The 26,595-nt window shown below is 40.5% G+C and carries 31 protein-coding genes; 30 read left to right on the top strand and 1 reads right to left on the bottom strand.

Annotation, left to right across the window (positions count from 1 at the left end):
• Positions 1-32: 32 nt before the first annotated feature.
• The 26 genes from QZT69_RS05245 to QZT69_RS05125 all read left to right on the top strand — a co-directional run bounded on the left by QZT69_RS05245 (position 33) and on the right by QZT69_RS05125 (position 19,246).
• Entirely contained in the window at positions 33-743 is a 711-nt protein-coding gene (locus QZT69_RS05245; RefSeq protein WP_294671321.1) for an FAD-binding oxidoreductase, read from the top strand.
• A 189-nt stretch (positions 744-932) separates the two neighbouring features.
• Complete coding sequence (locus tag QZT69_RS05240; protein ID WP_294671318.1) at positions 933-1,463, top strand: hypothetical protein; 531 nt, start codon at positions 933-935, stop codon at positions 1,461-1,463.
• A gap of 46 nt (positions 1,464-1,509) precedes the next feature.
• Complete coding sequence (locus QZT69_RS05235; protein WP_294671315.1) at positions 1,510-1,968, top strand: hypothetical protein; 459 nt, start codon at positions 1,510-1,512, stop codon at positions 1,966-1,968.
• Between the two features lie 52 nt (positions 1,969-2,020).
• Positions 2,021-2,416, top strand: coding sequence for a hypothetical protein (locus QZT69_RS05230; protein WP_294671313.1), 396 nt, complete (start codon positions 2,021-2,023; stop codon positions 2,414-2,416).
• Positions 2,406-2,720 (top strand): CPCC family cysteine-rich protein, encoded by a 315-nt coding sequence (locus QZT69_RS19135; protein ID WP_367241900.1) that lies wholly within the window; start codon positions 2,406-2,408, stop codon positions 2,718-2,720. The genes QZT69_RS05230 and QZT69_RS19135 overlap by 11 nt, the downstream gene beginning before the upstream one ends.
• Before the next feature lie 77 nt (positions 2,721-2,797).
• Complete coding sequence (locus QZT69_RS05225; protein WP_294671311.1) at positions 2,798-3,199, top strand: hypothetical protein; 402 nt, start codon at positions 2,798-2,800, stop codon at positions 3,197-3,199.
• A 1-nt stretch (position 3,200) separates the two neighbouring features.
• Positions 3,201-3,515, top strand: coding sequence for a hypothetical protein (locus QZT69_RS05220; protein ID WP_294671307.1), 315 nt, complete (start codon positions 3,201-3,203; stop codon positions 3,513-3,515).
• Positions 3,516-3,518: 3 nt separating this feature from the next.
• Positions 3,519-4,238: a hypothetical protein gene (locus QZT69_RS05215; RefSeq protein WP_294671304.1), complete on the top strand. Its 720-nt coding sequence runs from the start codon at positions 3,519-3,521 to the stop codon at positions 4,236-4,238.
• A 40-nt stretch (positions 4,239-4,278) separates the two neighbouring features.
• Entirely contained in the window at positions 4,279-4,707 is a 429-nt protein-coding gene (locus QZT69_RS05210; RefSeq protein WP_294671300.1) for a hypothetical protein, read from the top strand.
• Between the two features lie 163 nt (positions 4,708-4,870).
• Positions 4,871-5,569: a YafY family protein gene (locus tag QZT69_RS05205; RefSeq protein ID WP_294671297.1), complete on the top strand. Its 699-nt coding sequence runs from the start codon at positions 4,871-4,873 to the stop codon at positions 5,567-5,569.
• A gap of 68 nt (positions 5,570-5,637) precedes the next feature.
• Positions 5,638-6,141 (top strand): DinB family protein, encoded by a 504-nt coding sequence (locus QZT69_RS05200; protein WP_294671294.1) that lies wholly within the window; start codon positions 5,638-5,640, stop codon positions 6,139-6,141.
• An 11-nt stretch (positions 6,142-6,152) separates the two neighbouring features.
• The gene (locus QZT69_RS05195) at positions 6,153-6,575 is read left to right on the top strand and encodes a DUF1761 domain-containing protein (protein WP_294671289.1); all 423 of its coding nucleotides are present in this window, start codon (positions 6,153-6,155) and stop codon (positions 6,573-6,575) included.
• Positions 6,572-7,171 carry a YdeI family protein gene (locus QZT69_RS05190; RefSeq protein WP_294671286.1) on the top strand — a complete coding sequence of 200 codons (600 nt, stop codon included), beginning with the start codon at positions 6,572-6,574 and terminating at the stop codon, positions 7,169-7,171. The genes QZT69_RS05195 and QZT69_RS05190 overlap by 4 nt, the downstream gene beginning before the upstream one ends.
• 411 nt (positions 7,172-7,582) lie before the next feature.
• Entirely contained in the window at positions 7,583-9,067 is a 1,485-nt protein-coding gene (locus QZT69_RS05185; RefSeq protein WP_294671283.1) for a rhomboid family intramembrane serine protease, read from the top strand.
• A gap of 36 nt (positions 9,068-9,103) precedes the next feature.
• Positions 9,104-9,628, top strand: coding sequence for a YcxB family protein (locus QZT69_RS05180; RefSeq protein ID WP_294671280.1), 525 nt, complete (start codon positions 9,104-9,106; stop codon positions 9,626-9,628).
• 200 nt (positions 9,629-9,828) lie between these two features.
• Entirely contained in the window at positions 9,829-10,782 is a 954-nt protein-coding gene (locus tag QZT69_RS05175) for a gliding motility-associated C-terminal domain-containing protein (protein ID WP_294671278.1), read from the top strand.
• 208 nt (positions 10,783-10,990) lie between these two features.
• The gene (locus tag QZT69_RS05170) at positions 10,991-12,607 is read left to right on the top strand and encodes a T9SS type A sorting domain-containing protein (protein ID WP_294671274.1); all 1,617 of its coding nucleotides are present in this window, start codon (positions 10,991-10,993) and stop codon (positions 12,605-12,607) included.
• A gap of 150 nt (positions 12,608-12,757) precedes the next feature.
• Complete coding sequence (locus tag QZT69_RS05165; protein WP_294671271.1) at positions 12,758-13,309, top strand: transposase; 552 nt, start codon at positions 12,758-12,760, stop codon at positions 13,307-13,309.
• 271 nt (positions 13,310-13,580) lie between these two features.
• A complete protein-coding gene (locus tag QZT69_RS05160) occupies positions 13,581-14,576 on the top strand; it encodes an SDR family NAD(P)-dependent oxidoreductase (RefSeq protein WP_294671268.1) in 996 nt (331 codons plus the stop codon).
• A gap of 29 nt (positions 14,577-14,605) precedes the next feature.
• Positions 14,606-15,424, top strand: a complete 819-nt coding sequence (locus QZT69_RS05155) for an AraC family transcriptional regulator (protein ID WP_294671265.1) — start codon at positions 14,606-14,608, stop codon at positions 15,422-15,424.
• Positions 15,425-15,601: 177 nt separating this feature from the next.
• Positions 15,602-16,558, top strand: a complete 957-nt coding sequence (locus QZT69_RS05150) for an NAD(P)-dependent alcohol dehydrogenase (RefSeq protein WP_294671262.1) — start codon at positions 15,602-15,604, stop codon at positions 16,556-16,558.
• A gap of 24 nt (positions 16,559-16,582) precedes the next feature.
• Complete coding sequence (locus tag QZT69_RS05145) at positions 16,583-16,729, top strand: hypothetical protein (RefSeq protein ID WP_294671259.1); 147 nt, start codon at positions 16,583-16,585, stop codon at positions 16,727-16,729.
• 119 nt (positions 16,730-16,848) lie between these two features.
• On the top strand, positions 16,849-17,157 hold the full coding sequence (locus tag QZT69_RS05140) for a nucleotidyltransferase domain-containing protein (RefSeq protein WP_294671366.1): 309 nt from the start codon (positions 16,849-16,851) through the stop codon (positions 17,155-17,157).
• Positions 17,147-17,485 (top strand): HepT-like ribonuclease domain-containing protein, encoded by a 339-nt coding sequence (locus QZT69_RS05135; RefSeq protein ID WP_294671256.1) that lies wholly within the window; start codon positions 17,147-17,149, stop codon positions 17,483-17,485. Before QZT69_RS05140 ends, QZT69_RS05135 begins: the two co-directional genes overlap by 11 nt.
• 19 nt (positions 17,486-17,504) lie before the next feature.
• Positions 17,505-18,440 carry an SUMF1/EgtB/PvdO family nonheme iron enzyme gene (locus QZT69_RS05130; RefSeq protein ID WP_294671253.1) on the top strand — a complete coding sequence of 312 codons (936 nt, stop codon included), beginning with the start codon at positions 17,505-17,507 and terminating at the stop codon, positions 18,438-18,440.
• Between the two features lie 71 nt (positions 18,441-18,511).
• Positions 18,512-19,246: a hypothetical protein gene (locus QZT69_RS05125; protein WP_294671251.1), complete on the top strand. Its 735-nt coding sequence runs from the start codon at positions 18,512-18,514 to the stop codon at positions 19,244-19,246.
• A gap of 1,198 nt (positions 19,247-20,444) precedes the next feature.
• Here QZT69_RS05125 and QZT69_RS19130 read toward each other — a convergent pair.
• Positions 20,445-20,549 carry a hypothetical protein gene (locus QZT69_RS19130; protein WP_367241908.1) on the bottom strand — a complete coding sequence of 35 codons (105 nt, stop codon included), beginning with the start codon at positions 20,547-20,549 and terminating at the stop codon, positions 20,445-20,447.
• A 423-nt stretch (positions 20,550-20,972) separates the two neighbouring features.
• Here QZT69_RS19130 and QZT69_RS05115 point away from each other — a divergent pair, with 423 nt between their 5' ends.
• The 4 genes from QZT69_RS05115 (at position 20,973) to QZT69_RS05100 (ending at position 26,562) form a co-directional block, all read left to right on the top strand.
• Positions 20,973-21,212 (top strand): type II toxin-antitoxin system ParD family antitoxin, encoded by a 240-nt coding sequence (locus QZT69_RS05115; RefSeq protein WP_294671246.1) that lies wholly within the window; start codon positions 20,973-20,975, stop codon positions 21,210-21,212.
• Positions 21,205-21,492 carry a type II toxin-antitoxin system RelE/ParE family toxin gene (locus tag QZT69_RS05110; RefSeq protein ID WP_294671243.1) on the top strand — a complete coding sequence of 96 codons (288 nt, stop codon included), beginning with the start codon at positions 21,205-21,207 and terminating at the stop codon, positions 21,490-21,492. Before QZT69_RS05115 ends, QZT69_RS05110 begins: the two co-directional genes overlap by 8 nt.
• Positions 21,493-21,497: 5 nt before the next feature.
• On the top strand, positions 21,498-22,037 hold the full coding sequence (locus tag QZT69_RS05105; protein WP_294671240.1) for a hypothetical protein: 540 nt from the start codon (positions 21,498-21,500) through the stop codon (positions 22,035-22,037).
• 151 nt (positions 22,038-22,188) lie between these two features.
• A complete protein-coding gene (locus QZT69_RS05100) occupies positions 22,189-26,562 on the top strand; it encodes a T9SS type A sorting domain-containing protein (RefSeq protein ID WP_294671236.1) in 4,374 nt (1,457 codons plus the stop codon).
• The last annotated feature ends 33 nt before the right edge of the window (positions 26,563-26,595 follow it).

The following is a 26,595-nucleotide window of genomic DNA, read 5'->3' as shown; positions in this document are numbered from 1 at the left end:
TTCCTTTGCATTGAATTAAAAAGCAATAAACAATGATTTCAAGTATACCAAAATGGGTAGGTAATTTGTTCGAAAGCACACTTAGACCAAACGCAAAAGTTTTAGAAACTTCCTACATCAGTTCACAGGTTAAGAAAATACGCTTTCAGGGAGATGTATCAAAAATGAATTTTCAGATCGGCTATGCCAATGTGCTTCGTGTTTCCGAAACTGAATACAGGAATTATACAGCTGCTTATCACGATAAGGAAAAAGGAATAATAGATATCATATTTCATATTCATAAAAATGGAGTTGGAAGCAACTATTTTGATTCTTTAAATGTAGGTGATGAAACATATATTGGTCCATCGAGAGGAAAAAAATTATACGACCCAAGTATAGAAAATCAATTCTTTTTTGGCGATGAAACTTCATTAGGTCTTGCTTGTGCATTTTTACCAATCCTGAAAAGCAATAATCATCCATTTCAATTCTATTTTGAACTGGATGAAGAGAACAAAAATGTTCCCAAACTTTTGGGATTAGAAAACTTTACTGTTTTTGTAAAAAACGATTCATTCAGAAATGAAAAATGGATATGCGATTTACCATTGTTTAAAACCAAGGAATGGAACACCGGCAATTTTGCGTTAGTAGGAAACGTCAAATCAGTTCAAACATTCAGAAAGGTTCTGAAGCATCAAACACGAGGAAGTGTCTATTCACAAGGATATTGGCTTGAAGGAAAAAAAGGTTTATAACTACTGAAATGTGATTTACGTATTTAAAACCCCGTTAGGCACGCGATTAATCGCGCGCCTAACGGGGTTATTAATTATATTCCCAAGGGACCAAAAAAATCAATCAATTAGGGAAATCGAGGTGACTGGAACATCATTTCCTTTAATTTAGCACTTTAGCACGCTAGCCTTTATTAAGCATACACCATCATGAAAGAGATTGAATCAGACATCAAATCTTATTTAGTAAATAAGAAAATCACCAACATTACATTTTTCAATATTAATGACAGCTACCTGGATTTTGAACAAAAATCGATGTGGGTAATTGATGGTGGGATTCAAATAGATACCGATAGCGAGACCTTTGGTTTTGGTTGGAATTATGAACAAGAAGGATTTGATTTTGTTTTGAATACGACAATTGACACCTTACTTGGAGAAGCACCGGCTTACGAAGTAGATTTAAAAAGAAATTCCGGGATAAATTCTATAATTGGCTCAGAAATCATCGATGTTGAATTTGAGTGGGATTTCTACCAAGAATTGGATGAAAATGGAGCATTAAAAGAGGAAAAAATATACATCCCTGTAATGTTATTACTCCAATTCAGATCGAATGATTTTCTGCAATTGGCGTTAATTGATTTTGAAATTCAGGAAGAGCCTTTTAATATTGTTAATCCAAAATTTGATTTAACGGGAGAATTATTAATATCTCATAATACGAGGATAAAATAATAAACCAATAGAGATTTCAGCACCTGAACAAAGAACGTAAGTGATTATGACAAAAACCGAAAAAATCAGAAAAACCATCTGGGTGATTTCCCTAATTATTCTGGGAATTTCCTTATTGTGTCCTACTTACTGTACGAATGTTTCATGCTCCGGGCCTTTAAGTGGATTGGCTGATCTTCTTTTCGGTTGGTTTGCTGCACTATTTATGGGAAGTACTTATTCTGCCTGGTTTGCCAACCCATTTTTTATAACTGCTATTTTCACAAATAAGAAAGTCCCTGTTTTAAGTTTGATTTTTTCAGTGATTGCTCTTTTTATCGCATTAACTTTCCTAAAAGGCGGAACTGTTTGGTTAAATGAAGCCGGACATAAAGGATATATTACAAAACTTCAGTCAGGTTATTGGTTATGGGTATCAAGCATGGTTATTATGGTCATTGCAGCACTGGTACCAATCATTCAGCGAATAAAAAACTTTTTCAGAAAAGATAATAACACCAATTAAACCCTTACTGGCACGAGTACTTGACATCCGGGTAGACAAAAAACTTTTAGACATGAGCATCTTCAACAAACTATTCGGCAAACAAGACAAAAAACAACCATCCAGACATCCCAACCAAAAGAAACCTATTCCAACTTTTGATGAATTTACCAGGTTACGTGCGGAGAATAGATTGGGTGTAATCATGGTAGTTGGTGATACCGGTAAATCCGAATACTTTCCCTTTCTGAAATACGCCATTTTAAATGATCCGGACTTTCACGTAACACTTGCCGCATTAAAACGGATTCATCTTTTCAAAGAAAATACAGAAGTTGTACCAATGCTCACTGAAATAAAAAACAACGGTAGTGGACAAGAATTCGAACCCTATTTCTCTATGGCATTATCACGGCTTGGGATTATTACCATGGAAGAGTTTGAGAAGAAAATGAATAATGCAGAATAATTGTAGAATTCCCAAGATCCTAAAAATGAAAGCTAAACTCAAACAATGTCCATGTTGTGATTATTTCACTCTAACGAATAGAGGTGAATATGAAATCTGTGAAATTTGTTTTTGGGAAGATGATGGACATGATTTGACCGAATTAAAAACACATTCGGGACCCAATCATATAACTCTGGAAGAAGGCCGCATGAATTTTCTGAAATTTGGAGCGTGCACAGAAAATTCTGTGAAATATGTGATCAAGGAGTCTGAGCGATCAAACTTCAAATACGATAAACGTACTACCGGCAATTTTAGCTAAAGCAAAGGCTGAACAACCGCCAATCCCTTAGGTAAAGAACGCCCTTATAATTTCGAAACTATTTATACCTTAACACCATGAAAATCATGCCTCTTCTTTTATTGCTAGCCATTTCTTCCTGTTCGGGAACAAAGTCCGGTAATGTTCACCACCTATCCAAACTAGATGCATCAGAAATTGAAACAGCTGAAATAAAAAAAGCACTTCATGACACCGTTTCCGTGCAATTGACCACACAGCAGATTTCAAAACTTGTAGCGGTTGTTAGTGATTCGCCAGGTGAACTATTAAAAGCATTCCCCAAGTATTGTATATTCGTTAAACTAAAGAACGACTCCATCATTCCATATAAAGTAATTGATCATTACATCGGTGAAAATGACGCTTATGTAAAAACAAGGGAAGCTGTCTATTTTAGAGAAGTCTATGAGAACAGCAAGAAGACAAAGCATTTGATTTCTTTAAAAACACTTCATTAACATGACCGAATTTACACTGTGGCTGGAATTTGAGGAAGTAGATCCATCAAACTGGGACATCGAAAATGAATACTGTAATATTCACGTTGATTTAAAGGACGGACGGCATTACGGCCTGAATGTCTGGACGTACCGGTATTTGCAAACGGCTGTTGATGAAGACAAAAAAACAGGGCAAAACAGGAATGGGATTTATCAAATACCACCGGATTTGTTCGTCAAAGAATTGACCAGAGAGTGTATTCAACAAGCTATTGAAGATTTGCTCAATCAAGGCGATTTGGAAAAGGTATTGAATCCCTCAGTAATTAACTAAATCATGGAACCAACCTTTAGATGCGGAACACGAAAAGCGATTGACGAACTATCAATCGAGTTAGCAATCCCATACGATTCGGGAATGCAGGATTGGTCATATACAGAAGGGAATCCAAACGACATTGACAAATATATTTCCCATTATAAATCAATCACAGATGAAAACAAAAAATTCATCTTGATGGAATTTATTATTCAGGCAACGGAAGATCAGGGATCAGAGGCGCTTTTCCTGCATTATTGCGGACAAATCAAACCTCTTCTTCAAACCGATTTTAAACTGCACGAATATACCATTCATTACTGGTGTTGTTTTGAACAGGAAAACCTGGAAGACACCTGGCGAATTGTACCGTTTATGAGAAAGATCTGGGCTGAAGCCCAAAAACTCAAGTTACTCTTTGTTTGCACAGTAAACCGAATGAGAAGTGCAACAGCTCAACAAATCTTTGAAAAAGACGACCGTTTTGAAGTAAAGTCGGCGGGAACCGATAAATCGGCAAACACGGTTCTTTCCCTTGAATTGCTGGATTGGGCTGAAAGCATCATCGTTATGGAGACACATCACCGGAACTATATCCGAAAGCATTTTCCGAAGATCTATCAAAACAAGCGAATCGTTTGTCTATACATTCCGGATGATTATGATTACATGAATGCTGAACTCATTGACCTATTAAAGCATAAGGTAGAAGACATTTACAAACGAAAACTTATTTGATTGATTTATGGAAAGCACTCAAACCAACTGAAACACCAACATGACAAAAGAAGAACTGCAAAAAATCATTGAGCAATTTGATGAAGAAGAATTGAAACAACAGGGAATTTTTGGAATTGCAACTTATGGCGGCGACTCTGATGAAAGTTTTATACGAGCCAACAAGGAGGGACTAGAACTATTTGCACTTGAACTTTTAAAATCTGCCAAAGATTTTGAAGGAATGCTTGTGGACAAGACGAAGCGCAGCATTCCATTCGGAGCGGATGAAAACTGGATAGATGAAAACAGCGATGCATTTATTCATTATATTGAACCGTTGGCAGACAAACAAAAATTAGAACCGAGATCAGATTACAAGATGACAATCGTGGACAGGATAAGTCTGGTTGGTTGTGGGCTGATCGGAATAATCCTCATCATTTCACTTATAGTCGGAATTGTTGTGGTCATGAAATGGATCTTTTAGAAAAATACAATTGACGGTCATAACCCCTGTAGGCGCGCGATTAATCGCGCGCCTACAGGGGTTATTAATTATATTCCCAAGGATTTTCCGCTAAAAATTACCAAGCCGATCATGTCATTTTAGAATATCCTGCGACTAAGCAAAATTTTCTGACATTTGAAGGATGAATGATAACGATACAAAAAGACTTTCCAGGCTTGTAGCAATCTTAACACAGTTACAAACCAAACGACTTGTTACAGCTACTAAACTTGCAGAAAAATTTGGCGTTAGCACAAGGACTATTTACAGGGATTTAAAAGCACTGGAACAAGCAGGCGTGCCTATTTTGACAGAAGATGGCAAAGGCTATACGTTGATGGAAGGCTACAAAATTCCACCTATTATGTTCAGTGAAAACCAGGCAAATGCCTTAATTCTTGCAGAACAATTAGTGTTAAAAAACAGGGACAGCTCCTTAATTAAGGATTACGCCGAAGCCATCGACAAGATCAAGGCGGTTTTAAGGCAAAGCGAGAAAGACAAAGCCAATCTGCTTTCATTGAGAACCAAATTTGCAAAGCTTGAAAATTATGAAATCCAAAGTAACACTTTGTCTTCTTTGCAAATTGCACTCACCAACTTTTACCTTGTAAAATTAGACTACATCAATGCCGAAAATAAATTGAGTGAAAGAGTTGTTGAGCCTTTTGCGTTATTAAACATTACAGAAGGCTGGTTGATGGTAGCCTATTGCCGTCTAAGAAAAGGTTTCAGATATTTTAGGTTGGACAGAATTCAAAAATTACAAATTCAACAAGAGCAATTTTCGCCTCATAAAATGACACTTCAGGAATTTTTTGAAAAATATCACGACCATTAAATACCCCTGACATACCGTTGTCATAAGCTCATTTTACTTTTGCTCAAAACAATTTAAAAGCATTGAAAATGAGTATCAAAGAATTAATGACAAGCTATTCGGCTTACAATTTAAATGCGAATCAGCAATTTGTAAAATGGTTAAGTAACCAACCAGAAGAACAACTGCAAAAAGATGTTCCATCAAGTTTCAACGGTGTGCTTCAAACCTTAAACCACATTTGGGCAATTGAAGAAATGTGGTGTGCCGATTTATTCAAAAACGAAGATGCTGTAAATCGTTATGGTGTGCAAAACTTGCAAGCAAAAGAAGTATTTGACGGATTGTTAAACAGGTCTGCAATAATTGCCGAAAAAGTAAGCCAATTAACGGATGAAGAATTATCTAAAAAGGTGCATATCAAAACTCCCTGGTTTGAAGCAACCCTTCCTCTTGCAGAGTATCTTCAACATTTATTCAATCACGGCACCTATCATCGTGGGCAAATTATAACAATTGGACACAGTTTGGGTTTTTTAGAAATGCCATCAACTGACTTTTTATTTTACTCTTTAATGCCATCAAACAAATAACTCTTAATACAATGATAAAATATATTTCAAAAATAAATTGGTTAGCAGTATTGCTATCATTGGTATTTTATTCTTTTCTCGGTTGGTTATGGTTCACGGTATTGTTTCCAAACCAATATGCCGGCACATTAGACAAATCAGGTTTAATGCCCGCCAATCCGGACCCGATGTATTTCTACGGACCACCTTTAACAATTCTACCAACAATTATTACAACAGCTTTATTGATGGCGGTGCTAAATATCCATACGAAGAAAGCCGTCCTTGAGTTTGCCCTGGTACTAGGTTTGGGATTTTTGGTAGCCAATACATTTGACATTGCCATTAATCCCAATATTCCACACCCCATGAGTTATGGTTTGTTGGTTGGTGGATTTCAATTGGTTGGTATGTTAGGGTCCTGCTTTATCCTGCATGCAATTCGCAAAAAATGAATAAGCCGGAAATAGAACTATTCTATCCTGAGACCAAACAGCATTGGCGAAAGTGGTTAGCGGAAAATCACCGTCACAAAGATGCTGTTTGGTTGATTTTTTATAATAAGAAGTCAACCAAGGCAACAATTTCCTGGAGTGATGCTGTAGATGAGGCATTGTGTTTTGGCTGGATCGACAGCAAAGCTGAAACCCTGGATGGTGAAAGTCACAGACACTATTTCTGCAAACGAAAGCCCAACAGTACCTGGAGTAAAATCAACAAGCAAAAAATTGAAACTTTAACGGAAAAAGGGTTGATGACCAAAGCAGGTTTTGAAGTAATCGAATTAGCAAAACAAAATGGTTCCTGGACAATTTTAGACGAAGTGGAAGAATTAATTATTCCATCAGAATTGGAAAAAGCATTTGAAAAATTTGAGAATTCCGGAGACTATTTTTCATCGCTAAGTAAAAGTAAGAAAAAGGTTTTACTGCAATGGATCGCACTTGCAAGGACAGAGACAACAAGACAAAAAAGAATTTTTGAAATAGCAGAAAGTGCTTCTCAAGAACAACAACCTAAGCAATTCAGACCGAAAAAAGACGGCATCTAATCCTCTAGTTGGCGTGAGTAACCTGTCCCGACACTTCGGGATCGTGCTCGTGCCGTGCAGAAAAAAAGTTCACAACAAACCCCGTTAGGCACGCGATTAATCGCATGCCTAACGGGGTTATTAATTATATTCCCAAGGATTTTCCGCTAAAATTTACCAACTTACAACCTGCTGTTTATCAAAAAGAAAGCCGTCAATCCGATAACTCCTGCAACGACCGAATAGATCACAATGCCTCTGGTATCCGGCCCTTCATAATTGACTTTGGTCTTCTAAAGATGAGTTCACCATTCTCACCTTCGGGGATTATTCCTATTTTTAACCCAAAACACTACTCATAAGGTAAAAAATCAACTCATCTATTTGTGCAATTGAACCACCATCCAAAACAACTAACAAACAATCAGTAACATGGCCTTCGGACTTTCACCAAAACACGTTCAGGACTTACCCCTTGACAACCTTACGGCAGAACAATTTCTTACACTCACAATGGAAGCGGCAAAGAAACTTGGCTGGAATATCGGTCAAACAACGGAAACCGGTTTCGTTGCTTTTACCGGGTTCTCTATGAGTTCCTGGAGTGAAGAAGTGAAAGTGAAAATCGACGGCAGCAATGCAACTCTGAAAAGTGAATGCACGGGTAGTCAAATGGTGGATTGGGGCAAAAACAAAAAGAATATTGAAAACCTGATCGCCACGTTCCGGGAATTAAAAGCTTCCTGCTCTTCGGAAGAGCTCATACTCAAATACGAGGAACTAAAACCGAAGCTGACTGAGGAGCAAGGTCATTTAAGCCAGTCAACACCTACTAAAGAAGGAATTTCCGGTGTTTTTGGATTCTTCAAACCTGTGCCGGGTTATTTCGTCACCCCCATCTTAATAAACCTGAACCTGGTCATTTTCATCGTGATGGTTCTTTCGGGTGTTCATTGGATGACCCCCGACAACGAGAGTTTGATTGCATGGGGAGCAAATTTCCGTCCGGTAACTTTGGAAGGCGGATGGTGGAGATTAATCACGAATTGTTTTCTGCATATTGGCGTTTTCCACCTATTGATGAATATGTACGCCCTGCTTTATATCGGACTGCTTTTAGAACCATACCTGGGAAGAGTAAGGTTTGCTGCTGCCTATCTTCTGACAGGAATTACCGCAAGTATTGCCAGTTTATACTGGAATAACCTGACCATCAGCGCCGGTGCATCGGGAGCAATATTCGGAATGTATGGGGTGTTTCTGGCCATGTTGACAACAAATCTCATTGAAAAATCGGCACGAAAAGCTTTATTGACAAGTATTGCCGTTTTTGTCGGATACAACCTGTTGAATGGACTGAAGCCGGACAGTAATATCGACAACGCAGCCCACATTGGCGGTCTACTTACCGGACTGATTATCGGTTATGCTTTCGTTCCGGGTCTTAAAAACCCGGGTGAGACTAAACTTAAATTCGGCACAGCCAGTTTATCGGTCACCCTGCTGCTAATCTTTTCGTTTATTGTTTATCACCTCATTCCAAATGATTTTGGGACTTATGAAACCAAAATGAAAGATTTCGCTTCCATGGAGGCAACAGCATTAGAGGTTTACAGCTTACCTCCTGATACACCCAAAGACAAGTTGCTTTATGCAATTAACGATCGCGGTATTCTTTATTGGAAAAAAAACATTGAGCTGCTGGAAAGTTTGAGGGACCTGGAATTGACTTCTCAAATCAGGGCGAACAACAAAATTCTAAAGGAATATTGTGAACTCAGGTTAAAGTGTTACGAACTCCTTTACAAAGCCGTTTTGGAAGACACGGAGAAATACGCCATACAAATAGATAGTTACAATACCCGAATCCAATTGAAAATTGAGGAACTTGGTGGTGCGCAGGGCAACCGGCAATGAAGCTGATAAGTGTAGCAAAAGCATAAATAAACTCTTTTGACAACAATTGATATACAATTTGATCCGCATCGATCAAAAGAACTTTATACAAAGTACTTTCGGTTCGAACGCAAAAAAGCATTCGAAAAAGTACCCATCAAACTGCTCTATGGAATATGGGGTGTCCTGGTGATTACCGGAATCTCGCTCCGCATTGACGCTCTATGGATCATCGGTTTGATCAGTGCAGCTTTGACCACTGCATTTCTCCTTTATTATGTAATTCGCTTTCAAATCGCTTTCACTGCATTTCTGAAAGAATTGGAGAAAAAAGCAAAATCAGATGAAGTAAATTTCCAGTTTGGCTTTGATTCGGAAAGCGTTGTCTATAAATCCGAAAACGTGTATTCCGAAATAAAATGGAACCGGATCAAAGAATATGCTATTAATGGTGAAGACATTTACCTGTACCTTGAAAACAGGGAGCTTTTAGACATTATTTCCAAACGAATACTGGGAGAAACCATGTTTGATCGTTTCAAAACCATTCTTCTTGAAAAATGTAAACAAAATACCAAATGAACAGTGTTCTTACCAAAGCTGTCAAACTCGCGCGGGCGTGTGACCAAACTGTTGTAGAAATCGATTTGATGAGAACATAATTTAGGTTAATTTAGCACGAGTCAGACCCCGAATGGTCGGGACAGGAACTCGCGCTAACTTGTGAATCTGAGCAATCAGCCTTCGAATATGACAACCGCAATACAGACAATCCCTACCCCATGATAAAAAGGAGCGTTAAACTATTATTAATCATATTGTCTTCTCTGGATGCAAGGAGTCAGAATACACTAATTTTAGAAGCATCAAAAGACACATACATCAATACAGTAATCGCTGACCAATACCAGGGACAAGTTCAAAGCCTTGTTGCAGCAGGTTGGACATATGGAGGAGTTTATGGCCAGGGGCGCAGCCTTTTAGGATTTGAATTATGCCCATTACCTGATAATTTCGTTTTAGTCAGCGCTACTTTATATTTATACCATGATTATTCTGCTTCGCATGCCGGTCATACTACTAACGGCTTAAATAGCGCAAAACTTTATCAAATAACCAGCTACTGGGATGAATCAACTACCTGGTCAAGCCAACCTTCGTATGACGCGGCATCCTTTTCCAATATTCCCGGTTCGACCTCTTCAACTCAGAACTACGTTATCGACGTAACTGGAGTTGTTAGTAATGAAATCAGTTCGTCCAACGAAGTTGATTTCTACTTTGCACTCGACGAAGAAATTACCTATAGAAGTCTTGTTTTTGCCTCCAAAGATCATCCTGATGCAAGTGTTAGACCTAAATTGGAACTTGTCTATTACACAGATACTACATGGTGCGACAACCCTCCAAGTATACCTGACACAACAGATTCTACCATTCATGTTACAGATTGTATGGATAATTTTACCATCCCGAATATATTCACGCCAAATGGAGATTTGGTAAATGACTATTTGGAATTGAATTCAGAGTGTCAGCCATCTTCATTTCACATAGACATATTAAACCGTTGGGGGAATTTAGTTTTTGAATCCGATGATTATGGGTTTACCTGGAATGGTAAAAACAAAAATACCGATGCTGATTTATCTGAAGGAGTGTATTTCTATCGAATAATTGTATTTGATGAACAAAGTGAGATTGTTAAAAATGGATTTATTACTTTGCTAAGATGATGACAATGTACATAACATCCCCCTTGTAGGCGCGCGATTAATCGCGCGCCTACAAGGGTTATTAATTATATTCCCAAGGATTTTCTGCTAGAAATGATCAGGCCAGGAACTCACACCAGCCAGAAAAAACAACCCGCGTATTCCTTATGTAACATAGATCACAAACTAATCCATAACAAAAATGTAATTTGCAGGCATATCACATAAAATGACAAAGAAAATAGCACTCATTTTAGGACTACTCGTTTTCAGTCTTTCAGCCTTTTCACAAGCGGCACCCTTCAATATTTACCTTGAACCGATGAACATCAGCGGCTTGGGTGGGCTACAAGCATTTGCCTGGGGACAACACCAGGGTAAATGGTTAATCATCGGTGGCAGACTGGATGGTTTGCATCGCAGACAACCCTTTGCTGCCTTTGATGAAGCGGGACACAACAACCAGTTAATCGTTGTTGACCCCGTTGCGCAACAAAAATGGTCGGCTCCCTTATCTTCCCTTCCAATTGGTTTGCAGGAACAATTAAGTGCAACCAATATGGAGTTTTACCAGGAGGGGGATTATTTATACCTGGTTGGCGGTTATGGTTACAGCAACACTTCTGCTGATCATATTACCTACCCCAATCTCAGTGCCGTGAAAGTTCCGGACGTTATCGATGCAATTATCAACGGAACATCGTTTGCATCCAGTTTCAGGCAGGTTACAGATACCTTGTTTGCTGTTACCGGCGGCTACCTCAATAAAATAAACAATACGTTCTATCTTACCGGCGGACAGAAATTTATAGGCAGGTATAATCCTATGGGACCCACACATGGACCGGGTTTTATCCAGGAATATACAAACGCAAGCAGAAAATTTACACTCTCCGATGATGGTGTAACGCTTTCTGTCACCCATTTAGCCGCTATTCATGATCCTGCCAATCTTCACAGAAGGGATTACAATGTAGTTCCGCAAATAATGCCGGCAGGACAAGAAGGATTAACCGCCTTTTCGGGAGTATTTCAGGTGAATGCTGATTTACCTTTTCTAAATTGTGTAAACATCGATAGCACAGGGCATACGGTCAACAATGCTTTTTCTCAATATTACAATCACTACCATTGTGCACATATTCCTTTATACAGTGCTTCGAATAACGAAATGCACACCGTGTTCTTTGGTGGTATCGCTCAATACTATGACAGTTTAGGAGTGTTGGTCCAGGACAATAATGTGCCATTTGTAAAAACCATTGCACGAGTTACAAGAAATGCAAGCGGTACCATGGCCGAGTATAAATTACCCGTTGAAATGCCTGCTTTACTCGGTGCCGGTTCTGAATTTATTCCCATAGAAACAGTTCCGCACTATGACAACGACGTACTTAAACTGGATGATTTTACGACCGACACAACGCTGGTTGGTTTTATCTACGGCGGCATAAGCAGCACGGCAGCCAATATCTTTTTCACAAATACCGGAACCGAGAGCAGCGCAAGCAGCCAATTATTTAAAGTGTATGTTATTCAGAACTCAACTTTAGGAATCCACAACTTAAACGACCAAAGTACCGGAACATTAAAGATTCAGGTGTTCCCCAATCCCAATGATGGAAACTTTGTCGTGAAATTCCATTTAAACAAACCGGAAGAAACAAAAATTTCCCTCTATCACGTGGACGGTAAAAAAATAGAAGAACGAGTTTTAACCGATTTAGTTCCAGGCGAAAACACATTTCAACGAAAAATCAGAAACCTTGACAAGGGAGGGACATACATTCTGACGATTGAAACACCTCATGAAAAAGCGACACAAAGAATCGTTATAGAACCCTAAATGCCGGCTTGGAACCCTCGGTTGGTGCGAGCGACCTGTCCCGACTATTCGGGATCTCGCTCGTGCCGTGCAGAAACAAAAGTTCCGAACCAATCTTATTAATTAAAAATCAGTTGGATTTAAACCTACTTTTTTACTAACTTAAAGTAAATGAGCAGGAAATATAAATTTAGAAACCCGGAAGCGGCTTATTTCGTAAGCTTCGCAACTGTCAATTGGGTTGACGTTTTTACTAGGGAAGTTTATTTTGGAATCTTAGCCGATTCCTTAAGCTATTGCAGAAAACATAAAGGGCTCGAACTTTACGCATACGTATTTATGCCCAATCATGTTCATTTGCTTTTTAGGTCTTTAAAAAAAGATCCATCGGGTTTTATGCGTGATTTTAAAGGATTCACTTCCCGTAAATTGATAGAAGCAATCATAGAAAATCCCAGGGAAAGCAGGAAAGAGTATTTGTTAAAGTTGTTTGAAGATGCCGGAAAGAAAAACAGCAATGTTACCAACTACCAATTGTGGCAACAAAACAACCAACCCATTGAGGTTTTTAGCACTTGGGTTGTGGAACAAAAAGTGAATTATATTCATAATAACCCGGTAAAAGAGGGGTTGGTAACCAATCCGGCGGACTGGAAATACAGCAGCGCAAGGAATTATGCCGGCGATCAAACTGTTTTGGAAATTGATTTGATGGGAACGTGATTTCAGTTAATTAGTGCCAAGCTAGCACGAGTCAGAGACTCGCGCTAGCTTGGAAGGCTTGGAGATTGACTTGTAACTCCGTGAGATTAGCCCGAATAATGATCTAACAGTCCCGAAACAGACTGCGAAAGTTCCGATATCTGAACTTTTGAACATTGCAATAAGAACTTCGAACCCGGCCTTTTAAACAAAGTATATTCGGACGTTTGAACAAAGTTGCCCTGAGTCATCCCTTCTACCTTTGTCTTATCAAACAATTCATTCTTAAAACATGGGACAGAATAATTACCAGGGAGCGTTACAGAAGCCATTAGGTTCGGGATTTAACGCCCAATCAACAACAAGTGAAGTCATCAACGGCATAGATCTTACAGGCAAAGTTGCCATTGTAACAGGCGGAAATACCGGTATCGGTTTGGAGACCGTAAAAACACTTGCCCAGGCTGGTGCAACAATCATTGTTCCGGCAAGAGATGTGGAAAAAGCAAAACGGAATTTAGACGGAATCCCGCATGTGGAAATCGAAGAAATGGATTTAATGGATCCGGCTTCAATTGACGCATTCGCACAAAAATTCCTGACTTCGGGCAGAGACCTGCATTTGCTCATCAACAACGCCGGGATCATGTGGGTACCTTTGCGAAGAGACAGCAGGGGTTATGAATCGCAGCTGGCTACGAATTACCTGGCACTTTATCAACTTACCGCCAGATTGTGGCCCGCATTGAAACAAGCAAACGGCGCACGTGTAGTCAATGTATCCTCCGGCGGACACCAGTTTTCGGATTTTAATTTCGAAGATCCGCAATTCCTGAATCGGGATTACGAAACATTATTGGGATACGGACAATCAAAAACAGCAGTCAATCTTTTCTCGCTTGAGTTTGACAATCAGGCAAAGGAGTACAATGTGCGCAGCTATTCCTTGTGTCCGGGAGCTGTTGGCGAAACGGAATTGGCAAGAGAAGCGCCGGCAGATTTGTTCCAAAAACTGGGTTACAGTGATGCAGCAGGAAATATATTGCCGGAAGTAGCCGCACGGCTAAAAACCATTCCTCAAGGAGCAGCAACAACTGTTTGGGCAGCAACCAGCCCTTTACTCAACAAAATTGGAGGTGTCTATTGCGAACATGCGGATGTCTCACTTTTAAGTTCGGATGTGACTGCAGTAGGCGGTGTTAAAGCATATTCCTTAGATGAAACCCATGCAAAACGTTTGTGGAAACTGAGCGGGGAGTTGACGGGAGTAACTTTTGATTTTAGTTGATTTTTGTATCTTTCAATCACACAAGCAAGATGGAATGCCAGGTAAATTATATCACTCCCGAGATTAAACTTTCTACTTACACGGGTAAACTATTTAAAACGGAAGCGGCATTTGATGATCATTTGCTTGTGTGGTTGATTTCAGGTGAAACGAAAATCATCCAGGCAGATAAAAGCTTTTTATTTGGTCCGGGAAGCACTTTCCTGATTCCAAGAAATCAGTTGGCCACGATTATCAATATGTCCGGGGAAGATTTGCCACATAAAGCGGTTGCCATGCACTTAACAACAAAGAGGCTCCGCGAATTTTATGGTCCCGAAAACACGAAACGGAAACTCACAGATCCGAAAATTTTTAGTTTTCACAAACATCCGCTATTGGAAAGCTGCCTGGCTTCGCTCATCCCCTATTTTGAAATACCCGAAAACTTTCCGGAAACTATTGCCTCTTTAAAAATTAACGAAGCAATCACCATCCTTCAAACCATTGACAAAGATATTGATCCTGTTTTGACAAACTTTGAAGATCCCTTTAAGATAGATTTAGCAGCTTTCATGGAGAAGAACTTTATGTTCAATATGCCGCTCGAAAAATTCGGCTACTTAACCGGGAGAAGTCTTACCACTTTCAAACGGGATTTTTACCGGGCCTTCAATAATACACCACAGCGTTGGTTGACCAAAAAAAGATTGGAATTAGCCCATTACCAGCTTGCCGAGAAGAACAAAAAACCAGTGGAGGTCTATTACGAAACCGGGTTTGAGAATTTATCTCATTTTTCTCACGCTTTTAAAAAACAATTTGGCTACTCTCCAACAGAACTAACCGGACAAAAAAACACCCTTTGAAACTTATAAGCATTATTCATCCCGAATCAAAACATTCAAAATCTCTGTCGACCGCCCGGCACCGTTATCCGGTCTTTCTTCACAACAGCCGGAACCCGGAAATTAAAACCGCCTAATTTTGGTTCGAAGGTTTCGGATTGCGGAACCTGTATCACGAATAACGAATCAGAACGCAGCATGAAAGCTTACACCAAAACCAGGTACGGCGGACCAGAAGTTTTAAAACTGGAAGAGGTCGAACAGCCCGCATTGAAGGATAATCAATTAAAGATTAAAGTCTTTGCAAACTCTGCCAATCCGGCCGACTGGCACATTCTGCGCGGAAAGCCCTACTTTGCCCGATTGACCTTCGGATTGTTCAAGCCCAAAGACCTCATCCCAGGCGCTGACTTTGCCGGAATTGTGGAAGCAGCCGGAAAGAATATCACGCGATTCAAAGTTGGTGACCACGTCTTTGGGGAATCACTCTCTGGCGGAGCGTTTGCAGAATATATCTGTGCGGAAGAAAAGATCTGTGCCAAAATGCCCGAAGGAAGCAGCTTTATAGAAATGGCCTGCATGCCCGTTGCCGGCCTGACCGCTTTGCAGGCTGTTATCACTCACGGTCTTGTGAGAAAAGGAGAAACGGTCCTGATCAATGGCGGATCCGGAGGTGTGGGGCATTTTGCCGTTCAGATCGCTAAAGCTTACGGAGCACATGTTACAGCCGTTTGTTCAGCCAAGAATGCAGACTTTGTGCAGTCATTGGGTGCCGACAAGGTCATTGCCTACGACCGGGAAAATATCCACGGGCACTCCGGGAAATACGATTTGGTGATTGACACCAACGGGAACCTGACTTTCAGCGATTATAAACGCATGGGCCGGCGCGGGGTCATGGTTGGTTTCACCACTGTGGGAAGGATGGTTTCGACCTTATTGAAAAACGTTTTCAGCAAATTCTCTTTGACACAATTCACCGCTGAGGCCAACTCCAAAGACCTGGAAACGCTTGCCGCTTTGGTAAAAGAAAAGAAAATCACTCCCCACATCGAACACATTTTTCCTATTGAAAGACTTCCGGAAGCAATCGGCTACATTGAAGCCATGCGGACAAAAGGAAAAGTGGCTATGGTTTGGGAGGAAGAGTTATAAATCCTTAAACCGGCAAACAATGCATTGCAGCAGGAATATGACGGGATTGTTTGGAGTAAAGGACTGGCAGGAATTTTTGCTATCAATCGCTTCACGGTGAGACTTGCGTTCGGTTTTGACAATCTCCCGGACAAGAACAAAAGTACCTGGATCTACGAATCGAAATCCTGACTTGGGTTTGCATTGAATTTGAATTGACAAATACAGTCATTTACTTAAATCCGAAAGATCCTGGTTCGGCAATAGCTGCTAACGAATAGGTATGAAAAAAACTAGTATCTTTGAGTAAGATGATCAAATTAATCGAAGATAAACTAGATGAAATCATTTCTTTATGCAAAATGCATAACGTGGAATCTTTTGCCCTGTTTGGTTCGGCTGCGAAGGATGATATGCATGAAAACAGTGACTTTGATTTCCTGGTAGAGTTCTCTGATAAAATCGATGTACTTGATTATGCCGACAATTACTTTTCTCTTTTAGAAAAACTGGAAAACCTCATGGGAAGAAAGATTGATCTTGTTTCACTGAAGTCACTTAAAAACCCAATCCTGATCGAGGAAATTAATCGCTCAAAGGTGGATCTCTATGCAGCCTAAAATTTTAAAATACATTCTTGATATTCAAAGTGTGATTCAGGAAATTGAAGTTGTAAAAGCAAAGGCGAACAATAATTTTCATGCTTTCCAAGCAGACATTATCCTGCAAAGAGCCATTGAAAGAGACTTAGAAATTATCGGTGAAGCTATTCGAAATATTATTGAGATCGATCCTACCATTCAAATCACTTCCGCGAAAAATATAATCGGATTAAGAAATATCATCGCACATGCTTATGATTCAATTGAACCCGAAATGATCTGGGGAATTATTCAGAATCATATTCCTTTGCTTTCAGATCAGATAAAGACTATAAAGGATTCTTAAAATCCTTAAAGAAAACAAGATGAAAATATTCTTCGGTATTCTAACCCTGGCAATTCTCTTTTCATGCAGCACTGCCCGGAAATTTCAGAAAACACGCAGCAAAAACGGAAATGATTTGACTTTTGTTTATTTCAAAAAGGGAGAAGCTTCGAAAGACCCGTATCATCAAATTCTTGGGTTCAGGTATCCGAAAGAAATTGATTCCATGACTGCTTTTTATTGGGGCGGACAAACAGAAGTTACCAATAAGCAATACCTCAAGTTTGTTGCATACCTGAAAGTATCCGATTCATTGGGTTATGAAAAGCACAAACCAAAAACCTTCAACTGGAGAGCTTACTCGGAAGATTTTGACTTTGCAGATTCAATGGCCCGGAACTATGATAATTTGGAAGCGTTCGGGAATCACCCGGTTGTAAACATTACTCCCGAAAACGCTACGGCTTTTGTTACCTGGTTAAACAAGATCGAGCCGGATTCGTTGGTTTTTTACCGTTTATTCAAACCTTTTGAATGGTTGGAGTTGTTTAATGAGAAAAAAGAAATCGATTCGTCCTTTGCCTGGGAGGGAAATTACTGGAGAAACAAAAATCAGCTGCCTCTTGCAAACTATGCGGAATTTGACCAGGATCAAATTCGCTACAACCATTTAACGGATCGTATCACCTTTCAAAACTCAGATTCGGTTGGTTACGAATCCTATGTAAACGGTCCAATGAATGTCTGGTCCTATAATCCGAATTATTGGGGTGCGTGGAATATGTCGGGAAATGTTGCAGAAATAACGGAAAGTTATTACAAACTGGATTCAACCTGGTATTGCACAACACGCGGCGGATCATGGCATAGTCCGGTTTTCTATTTAAGAAAATCATCAACCGAAACCTACAAACTCCCATCTCCATACGTAGGTTTCCGTGTTTTGAAAATACAACTAAAATTGCGGGAGGATTGAATTCCTTTTCCCATTAAAAATTGTAATTTTAGCCGGATTGCAGTCTCTATGTGTAAACAGAAAAGAGGAAGATGAAACAAGAAATTACAACAAATCATACAACAGTGCTTGAAGATACAAAACTGGATAGGCACATAAAACCTGCCCATTTATTGCCAAGCCCGAAATCGCGGCTGGACTCCATGGAAGAAAAACCGCATCCGCTCAGCGATCCGGATATTCCTTACCGCGATCTGACGAGTGCGGAAACCAAACGGGCAAGCATCGAAAAACTGATCGATAAACTGGATGTGAAACACAACCTGCGCTACCAGCGTACTGTTGATGATACCTATTGCAACGTTTATGCCTATGATTTTTGCTATTTCGCACGGGTGTATTTGCCTACCGTCTGGTGGACGGCCGAATCACTCGAAAAAGTACTCGCCGGAGAGGAAGTCATCCCGGTTTTCGACCAAACGGTTGCACGGATCTATTCGAGCGCTATCCACGACTGGCTGTCGGAATGGGGACCGAGTTTCGGCTGGAAGCAACTAACGGACCTGGACGAGATCCAGCGGAAAGTAAACGAAGAAGGCGGAGTGGGAATCATTTGCGCCAAACGGAAAATCAAAGGGCTTTCGGGTCACATCGCGCCCATTGTTCCGGAAACTGCTGCCAAAAAAGCATACCGCGAGAATGGGGTTGTAATCTATCCTTTACAGTCGCAGGCCGGGAAACTGAATTACAACTATTTTGCAAAAGCACGGAAAGACTGGTGGAACCACGAGCGGTATTCTTCGCATGTGTTCTTTTACCACGACTAGCACATTGTTGAAAACTACTAATAACGGGTTATATATCCCCACTGATGCACAAATAAAAAGCGAGCCTACCGGTCTCGCTTGATGTACAGTGGTTTAAAATAATACAATTACAGAAGACATCCGGTAGGTGCCTTTAAAATCTGCGAATCTGTGGTAAAGAAAATTACCCGAATTCTAATAAAGAACATAAAAATAAATGAAAGAGAAACCGAAACAAAAATACTATTGGGGAATTGGATTAGAAAACGAAACCTACATGCAATTCGAAGAATCAATGATTGTTTCCGGTGGATTCATACAAGAAAAAATTGGCTGCGAACGCTACAGCATCGATTATAGAAAGTGCTATAAATCAGGAATACTGGCATCTGTGCTGGAAAACGGCCTGACTAAAGATCACAATTACCGGGTAAGCCGAATGATCAATAGCCATTCACTGGATAAAATTGATTTAAATTACCAGCATAAAACGATCGCATCGACCAATCCGGCGGCTGATAACCCGGAATACCTCGGAAAGTCTATTTTGGAAAACTTCCTGGAAACCCAGCCTTACAATATCCAAAGTATGCTGACCCAAAAGACCAACCCGATGGGATCTGTGAATTTTGACGGTGATTCGATCGAATTTGTGACCAGGTACTTTGAAAACAGGACCATTCCCGATTCATGTGATGAACTGGCTGCTACCAAGAAGCTCTTTATCGATAAAATCAATGAATCAGGTGTCCTGAACGGGCACTTACATTTCCCGAACTACAACATCGGGTTCAACATGTTTGTGTCGAACCAGGAAAACATTGTGCTGTTCAATAACGGCACCTATCATTTCCATATGACCCTGCCAACGCTAACGGAAAACAGCCGGATCGTAGATTATGCGGGTTTTGAAGCCAAACACGCCAATGCGATTTACCTGCTTCAGTGGTTCGAACCGCTATTCATAGCAACGCTGGGCAGTCCGGACATCATGCAGGTCATCAGTTCGAAACACGGGTTAAACCACCAATTCGCCGGCGGTTCCATGCGCAATGCCATGTCGCGATACACCGGAGTGGGAACCTTCAACAAAGTCATGGCGAAAGGAAAGATCCTGACTTACCAGGTAGAAGAATTCCGGAAACTCCTGAGGTTTGAAAAAGAAGAAAACATTTGGTGGCGCGACCAGGTAGAATCAGACTTTGACTACGAGCTGCTTTCAGATATCGGTTTGGACTTCAACCAGGAAAAAATGTACCAAAGTGGTTTCGAGTTCCGAAGTTTCGACGAATTCCCGGCAAGTTATCTGCCGGATCTGCTTCATGCTATTATTATCGTTTGCGAACACTCCTTACACGTTCCGGATGTGCCGTGGTGCCACGACAGTGTGGTATGGAACAATCTCGTGTTCAAATCGCTGAAGTTCGGTTATCAAACAGAAATTACTTCCGAAGAAAAACAGGAAGTACTGGAAGTACTAAACCTTTCAGCGCTCCAATCCGAATTCGACGCAATTACAATGCTGGATGCCTTTTTCTTCCGGATCATTGAAGTATTGCACGAGAAATACAAAGACCACAATACCTGCATCGACAGCATGCTGGGTGATAAACCGAAAACGGTTCCTAAGTGGGACAATTTCAATCAATACCAGGTGGAACAGCATTTGAAGCAGATTGAGGGAGTTGAATAGAACTTTTGCAATTGATGCAGAATTGGTGTAAATTTACACCACAACACGTGTATCATGAGAAGACAAAGCATTTCCTTTACAGAACCAAATGATGAATGGTTAAAAAGCCAAATTGAGAATAAAGAATATTCAAGCAAGAGTGAATTGGTCAATGATTTAATTCGACAAGCAAGAAATCAACAAAAACAAATCGACTTCATTAGATTAAAGTTAGAAAGAGCTGAAAGCTCCGGATTTACAACTGAATCCAAATCTGACATCCTGAAGCAGTCCAAAAGCTTACTTAGTGAGTAAGTACAAATTAAGCAACATTGCAAAGGAAGATTTGATACGAATTCACCACTATGGTGTAAAACAGTTTGGTATAAAACAAGCTGATAAGTATTTTGAATCTTTCTTCGATTACTTTGAATTAATTGCGAAAAACCCACACTTATTCGAATCTGTTGATTTTATTAAACCTGGATACAGGCGTTGTGTTTGCGGTGTTGATAGTATATTCTTTAAGGCCAATGGTGATTTTGTTGAGATAATGACAATTATCGGAAGACAAGATCTGAATCAATTGATATAAATGTCATGAAACACCTCCAAAAACCATTTTCTCTATACTTCGAAAAAGACCTGCTAAAATCTTTCGGAATCCTATGTGGTTTATTCATGACGCTAACAGCCTGTGACGCTAACAACATAGACACTTCTGAAGGCAGATTGCTGCCGGAACCCGATAAAGAGCTGCGTATTGCTTCCGAAATCAAACAATCCCTTTCCGGAATCGCAGCGGAAATAACCGATTCGGACCAGATCGAAACCTGCAAAAGCGGTCGCAAACTGATCGGCAGCGGAACAGAAATCCTTCCGTATTTAAAAGCGCATTTTAGTGATTCAACCGATACCAGGGTGTATTCGGATCGAAACAAACGAACTTTGACAATCGGGGAAATAGCCATTATTGCCGCCAGTGAAATCAAACCCATCCCAATTGCCCGGGTTGTAGGAATTCAGCAATGCACGCCACCATTCGACCTGGATATTGAAAGCTACTTATGGAACATCCAAAAGCGTCACAATGATTTCAAAAGAAATTACGATGAATGGCTGAAGGATGAAAAACAATAACTTCACTGCTTTTAAAGCAAGCATTGGGCAACGCAATCCGGAAAGGAACCTGGGTTATGAAGTTAATGAGCGGAGCAACGCTATTCGAACTTTCCAAAACGAGGCGACCAATCCAAAATAGTATTACCTTTGTCTGGTAAATATCAACTGTATGCCCGCTTCATTCAAATCATTTCTCATTGGTTTATTTCTATGTCTGACAACTTTCACGCATGCGCAGTGGAACCATCAAACGCTTTTCACCCAGCATTTGGACATTAATTGCATTGCGAAAGATCCGACCAACAGCTTTTGCGTAGCAGGTGCTTTTAATCTTTTCAAAAATACCGGAAGCCCGGCATCCTGGACGAATATTACCAACAATACAAACAATTTTTTTAAGCATAACTCGGTAATTGTCTACGACAATAACCACATTCTTTCGGTTGGTAAGTCTTATAGTCCGTACAGCGCGGGTGTGATGTTCACCTATAACGGCGGTGCAAACTGGACGAATATCAGCCTTGGCAATGTTGCAGACGAATTGACCGATGTGGCCCGGAACGGAAGTACGCTGGTTGCCGTAGGAACATGGGGAAAAATATACCGTTCTACTAATGACGGAGCTACCTGGAGCAGCATTCCGTCCGGAACAACCACAGATTTTCATACGGTATGTTACAATCCCGCATTAAACCAATGGTATATTGGGGGTTACAATAAAAAACTCACCTCTTTCGATAACGGACTTAGCTACACATCTGCAACTGTACCGGGAGAAATTTTTGATATCAGCTACGAGAACGGTTTTCTGCTGGAAACAACTTATATCGGTTATACGAACGCAATTGGCACTCACAGCACCGTTGTTAAGAAAACCGGAACGGGAAGCATTTTGAATACATATGTGGTACCATTCTCCGTAAATACCACCGATTTTCTTCCGGATGGGAATCTGCTTACTGCGGGTACTAAATTTGCAGTATTATCGGCAGTAGACAACAGTATCCTGGTTTCACCGGATTCTATTCACAATTTAAGCAGCTCTTTGCCCGAACATGTGAACGAAATGGTATTCCTGAATTCTGTGGGATATGCCGTAGGACCGGATGGTGCTCTCGGTTATCGAAGTCTTCCTTTTATTTCTACTTATTACGTACCGGCAACATTCTACCTTTCCGAAGACCATGCATGCGCCGGGGAACCTTTTACCGCCATTGCTCTCAATTCCAATGCGGACTCCTACCAATGGTATTTCGATTCAAACCTGATCAGCACCAATGACACACTCAATCATTTTTTTGATCCTGCTTTCGGAAATCACACCATCAGCCTGGTGACGAACTATCAGGGAGTCAAAGACAGCATCTCCAAAAGTTCGTATACGGAATACAGCGGTTACCTTAACACTACTTTTAATTTAAACTTCCCCGATACGGTTTGTTACGGAACTTCGGCAAACGGAACATTCCACAATACGACAGCTTATGCAGTCGATAGAATCCGGATAAGAACAACCACGAATGTGCTCAACAATCTGGTCAATCCTGCGAGTCAGAACGGGACATATAGTGTATACCTGGCAAACTTAACTGCTGCCGACACTGTATTTGTTGAATACACACAACACAATGCTTGTGGTGACACCCTGGTTTCTGTGTATCCTCACCCGGTATTCGTTTACCCGCAGACGTCCGGTGCATTCAGTGTTACAAGCTCCCAACCAACCTATTGTTTTCCCGCCGACAGTATTCAATTCCAGGTGGTATCCAACCTACCCGGAATAAACTATACCATAAAGAATAACAATTACATTCCGGGGTCGGCTTTCCCAACAACCACGACCCTTAATCCGCCTACTGTTTCCACGGTTGGCACTTCTACTTTCCAATTGCCCAATAACAGCGTGTTCTACCCGGACTATGGAGCTGAAATTTACGCGGGTCAATTCGGTACGATTTTCCAGTACACACATCCGGAATACATCAACAAAATTGCCATAGAGATTGTTTACAACGGTTGTCCTTCGCAAACTTTTGAATTGGCCAGCTTTACCGTTCAGAATCCGCACGCCATGTTCCACCATACATTCGGGACGCAGATTAACGACACCGTAGAAATTTTCAATGATCAGATTAATGCTGCTCAAACATGGTCAGGTACCATCAGTAACGGTTTTATGAACCAGCTAAGCGACACCGTCCCGATCATGGGATCCTATCAATCCGGTGAGGAACAAATTACCCTGATCAACGAAAGCAGTTATGGCTGTTCGGATACTATTACAAAAACACATACTTTCCTGGACCCTGTTGCAAACGATACATCCCTTGTTTACTGTTTCGATAAAGAATTCCAAAAAATGACTGTCGTTGGTTCTATGGTGGATGAAGACGACAACCTTTATGAGTATGGGTATGCGCAATACGGGTTGTATTCCACAGCAATTATCCGGAAAATCAGTTCATACGGGACCATTCTCTGGCAGAAAGCTCTTGAGGATTGGACACAGAATGCATCTAACCGCTTTACAGCAGGAGCAATAGACAGTTTGGGAAATACTTATTTCGCACGATTAACCAATACTTTTGCAGCAATCTATGTTTTTGACAGCTATGGAAATCAGCTTGGCGGTCCTCCTACATCTAACAACCTGGAGATTAGTGAAATTATTGTCGATGATTCCCGCTTACTATTCACCAATAGATTAGGCGTTCATGTTTACGCAATCCAATATACACCGAATCTTTCCTTCAGTCTGATACAGTCATTCCCTACCTATATCCAGGGTCTTTCGGGTAATAACGATCATTTCTTTTTGAAGAAAATAGACCACGACAATTTCATCTATGCAGCCCGTACCATGAACTATAGCATTGAAATTAACGGCTTTACGGCAGGACCTTACCCTTATCTCGGAACGATGCTTGTCGGAGCTAAACTTTCACTTTCCAGTGGGTTCTCCAATCAAAAAGTTTTGGCTACCACTACTGTTGGAAATGTTCCACTTATCCATTCAATCGCTCTTGACACTCAAAACAACTGCTACTTTTTGGTGAGTGAATTCACTTATGGAAACCAGGAACTTGAAATTATGGATAGTATAATCTATTTGGGGAACGGACCTTTTAAAAGCTTCCTTGTGAAAACGGATGATGAGTTTAATCTGCTATCTCTCACGGAAACCAACCTTCTCAGTGGAAAGATCGAATATTGGAAAGATGATCAGTTCCTGTTATCGGGCATTAGTTATGATGGTTTAAAGCTAAAACGAACCAATAACTTTCAATCCCTGAAAAACGCAGTTTCGTCACACGCATACGGTCTGGGAATTGCAACTCTTGATACTACTTGTTCTCTGGTAAAAGGAACTAACCTGGGATTATCTGTCAATTATTTATATCCTGTTGTAAACGCAAATAGCAACAACATCTATGTATCTGTAAAAAACTTTAATCTTTCAGATACGATTCTGCTTCCTTTTAACGGAGAAGTAGTTCCTATAGACAGTAGTTTCGTACTAAAAATGTCGACCAATAACTGTTTGACGCAGCAGGATACTTTTGAAATCTGTAATTCAGATAATTCATTCTATTTGAACTATGCTTCCCAAATGGATTCCATAGCTTACACGATTCACGCCAACGGAGTTTCAAATTCCGGGTATTTCCCAATAGAGAATAACCTCATCATCGGGTCGGCACCAAATCCAAACAACGGGTTCACACTGGAACTGTTTAATCCTCAGAACACATTGATCGATTCCTTTAATTACGTTATCAAACAAATGTATTATCCGGATATTGATTCGTTGTATACGCTGGAATGCCAGCCTGGCCTAAGTGTATATTTATCAGACCCGGGCATCACCAATTACGAATGGAATTTCAACGGCAGCATTACCAGCGGTCAGTCATTCTATGTTTCTACCTCCGGGTTAACACTGAATATCCCGGTAACCGTTTATCTGACAACCCAGGATTTCCAGGGATGTTTCGGCACACAGGAATTTGAAGTACTTAAACTAACAGAAGCACCGGTAACTCCAAATCTTCCGGCTAACATGGATTTGATTTGCGGTTATCCACTGCAGTTGTATGTCGACACCAACTCTTTCCAAAATATTGAGTGGACAATCTTCTCAAACCAATACACAAACAATCCTTTATACATTCCGGCAAATGCCATTACTACCAATGGATATTTTACCGTATATATCAACGGAGAAGATATGAGCGGATGTGCGTTCACAGATCAGATTCTGGTTGATGCCTGCTCCAATCTTTCACTGGAAGAAAACGAATTGGAGATCACTGTTTACCCGAATCCGGGCAGGGATTATTTAATGGTTGATCTATCAGCTGATTACGCAGAAATCGATCTGCAGCTAACTGATCTGAATGGAAAGGTTGTATTGACTCAACATACTGAGAACACGCATTTTGTGCGTATTTACATCGAAGATCTTGCCCGCGGATATTACCTGCTGACAGGGAAACTGAACTCAGGTATTTCCATCGCGCCGATCTCCATTCTAAAAGATTGACCCGGAGCGAAAGCTTAACATAAGTTACAAACT

This window comes from uncultured Fluviicola sp. (assembly GCF_902168135.1).
In the GTDB taxonomy this organism is placed as follows: Bacteria; Bacteroidota; Bacteroidia; order Flavobacteriales_D; family Crocinitomicaceae; genus Fluviicola.
This window is presented reverse-complemented; position numbering and strand designations above follow the sequence as displayed.

What these genes read in the sequence shown, in the direction of transcription:
- QZT69_RS05155 (WP_294671265.1), top strand. Translation starts at nt 14,606, where the DNA reads ATGGAATGCCAGGTAAATTATATCACTCCCGAGATTAAACTTTCTACT.
- QZT69_RS05205 (WP_294671297.1), top strand. Translation starts at nt 4,871, where the DNA reads ATGAATGATAACGATACAAAAAGACTTTCCAGGCTTGTAGCAATCTTA.
- QZT69_RS05230 (WP_294671313.1), top strand. Translation starts at nt 2,021, where the DNA reads ATGAGCATCTTCAACAAACTATTCGGCAAACAAGACAAAAAACAACCA.
- QZT69_RS05125 (WP_294671251.1), top strand. Translation starts at nt 18,512, where the DNA reads ATGAAACAAGAAATTACAACAAATCATACAACAGTGCTTGAAGATACA.
- QZT69_RS05160 (WP_294671268.1), top strand. Translation starts at nt 13,581, where the DNA reads ATGGGACAGAATAATTACCAGGGAGCGTTACAGAAGCCATTAGGTTCG.
- QZT69_RS05165 (WP_294671271.1), top strand. Translation starts at nt 12,758, where the DNA reads ATGAGCAGGAAATATAAATTTAGAAACCCGGAAGCGGCTTATTTCGTA.
- QZT69_RS05200 (WP_294671294.1), top strand. Translation starts at nt 5,638, where the DNA reads ATGAGTATCAAAGAATTAATGACAAGCTATTCGGCTTACAATTTAAAT.
- QZT69_RS05130 (WP_294671253.1), top strand. Translation starts at nt 17,505, where the DNA reads ATGAAAATATTCTTCGGTATTCTAACCCTGGCAATTCTCTTTTCATGC.
- QZT69_RS05175 (WP_294671278.1), top strand. Translation starts at nt 9,829, where the DNA reads ATGATAAAAAGGAGCGTTAAACTATTATTAATCATATTGTCTTCTCTG.
- QZT69_RS05190 (WP_294671286.1), top strand. Translation starts at nt 6,572, where the DNA reads ATGAATAAGCCGGAAATAGAACTATTCTATCCTGAGACCAAACAGCAT.
- QZT69_RS05105 (WP_294671240.1), top strand. Translation starts at nt 21,498, where the DNA reads ATGAAACACCTCCAAAAACCATTTTCTCTATACTTCGAAAAAGACCTG.
- QZT69_RS05135 (WP_294671256.1), top strand. Translation starts at nt 17,147, where the DNA reads ATGCAGCCTAAAATTTTAAAATACATTCTTGATATTCAAAGTGTGATT.
- QZT69_RS05195 (WP_294671289.1), top strand. Translation starts at nt 6,153, where the DNA reads ATGATAAAATATATTTCAAAAATAAATTGGTTAGCAGTATTGCTATCA.
- QZT69_RS05140 (WP_294671366.1), top strand. Translation starts at nt 16,849, where the DNA reads ATGATCAAATTAATCGAAGATAAACTAGATGAAATCATTTCTTTATGC.
- QZT69_RS05215 (WP_294671304.1), top strand. Translation starts at nt 3,519, where the DNA reads ATGGAACCAACCTTTAGATGCGGAACACGAAAAGCGATTGACGAACTA.
- QZT69_RS05240 (WP_294671318.1), top strand. Translation starts at nt 933, where the DNA reads ATGAAAGAGATTGAATCAGACATCAAATCTTATTTAGTAAATAAGAAA.
- QZT69_RS05185 (WP_294671283.1), top strand. Translation starts at nt 7,583, where the DNA reads ATGGCCTTCGGACTTTCACCAAAACACGTTCAGGACTTACCCCTTGAC.
- QZT69_RS05245 (WP_294671321.1), top strand. Translation starts at nt 33, where the DNA reads ATGATTTCAAGTATACCAAAATGGGTAGGTAATTTGTTCGAAAGCACA.
- QZT69_RS05235 (WP_294671315.1), top strand. Translation starts at nt 1,510, where the DNA reads ATGACAAAAACCGAAAAAATCAGAAAAACCATCTGGGTGATTTCCCTA.
- QZT69_RS19135 (WP_367241900.1), top strand. Translation starts at nt 2,406, where the DNA reads ATGCAGAATAATTGTAGAATTCCCAAGATCCTAAAAATGAAAGCTAAA.
- QZT69_RS19130 (WP_367241908.1), bottom strand. Translation starts at nt 20,549, where the DNA reads ATGAAGCAGATCCGGCAGATAACTTGCCGGGAATTCGTCGAAACTTCG.
- QZT69_RS05210 (WP_294671300.1), top strand. Translation starts at nt 4,279, where the DNA reads ATGACAAAAGAAGAACTGCAAAAAATCATTGAGCAATTTGATGAAGAA.
- QZT69_RS05150 (WP_294671262.1), top strand. Translation starts at nt 15,602, where the DNA reads ATGAAAGCTTACACCAAAACCAGGTACGGCGGACCAGAAGTTTTAAAA.
- QZT69_RS05115 (WP_294671246.1), top strand. Translation starts at nt 20,973, where the DNA reads ATGAGAAGACAAAGCATTTCCTTTACAGAACCAAATGATGAATGGTTA.
- QZT69_RS05170 (WP_294671274.1), top strand. Translation starts at nt 10,991, where the DNA reads ATGACAAAGAAAATAGCACTCATTTTAGGACTACTCGTTTTCAGTCTT.
- QZT69_RS05220 (WP_294671307.1), top strand. Translation starts at nt 3,201, where the DNA reads ATGACCGAATTTACACTGTGGCTGGAATTTGAGGAAGTAGATCCATCA.
- QZT69_RS05225 (WP_294671311.1), top strand. Translation starts at nt 2,798, where the DNA reads ATGAAAATCATGCCTCTTCTTTTATTGCTAGCCATTTCTTCCTGTTCG.
- QZT69_RS05100 (WP_294671236.1), top strand. Translation starts at nt 22,189, where the DNA reads ATGCCCGCTTCATTCAAATCATTTCTCATTGGTTTATTTCTATGTCTG.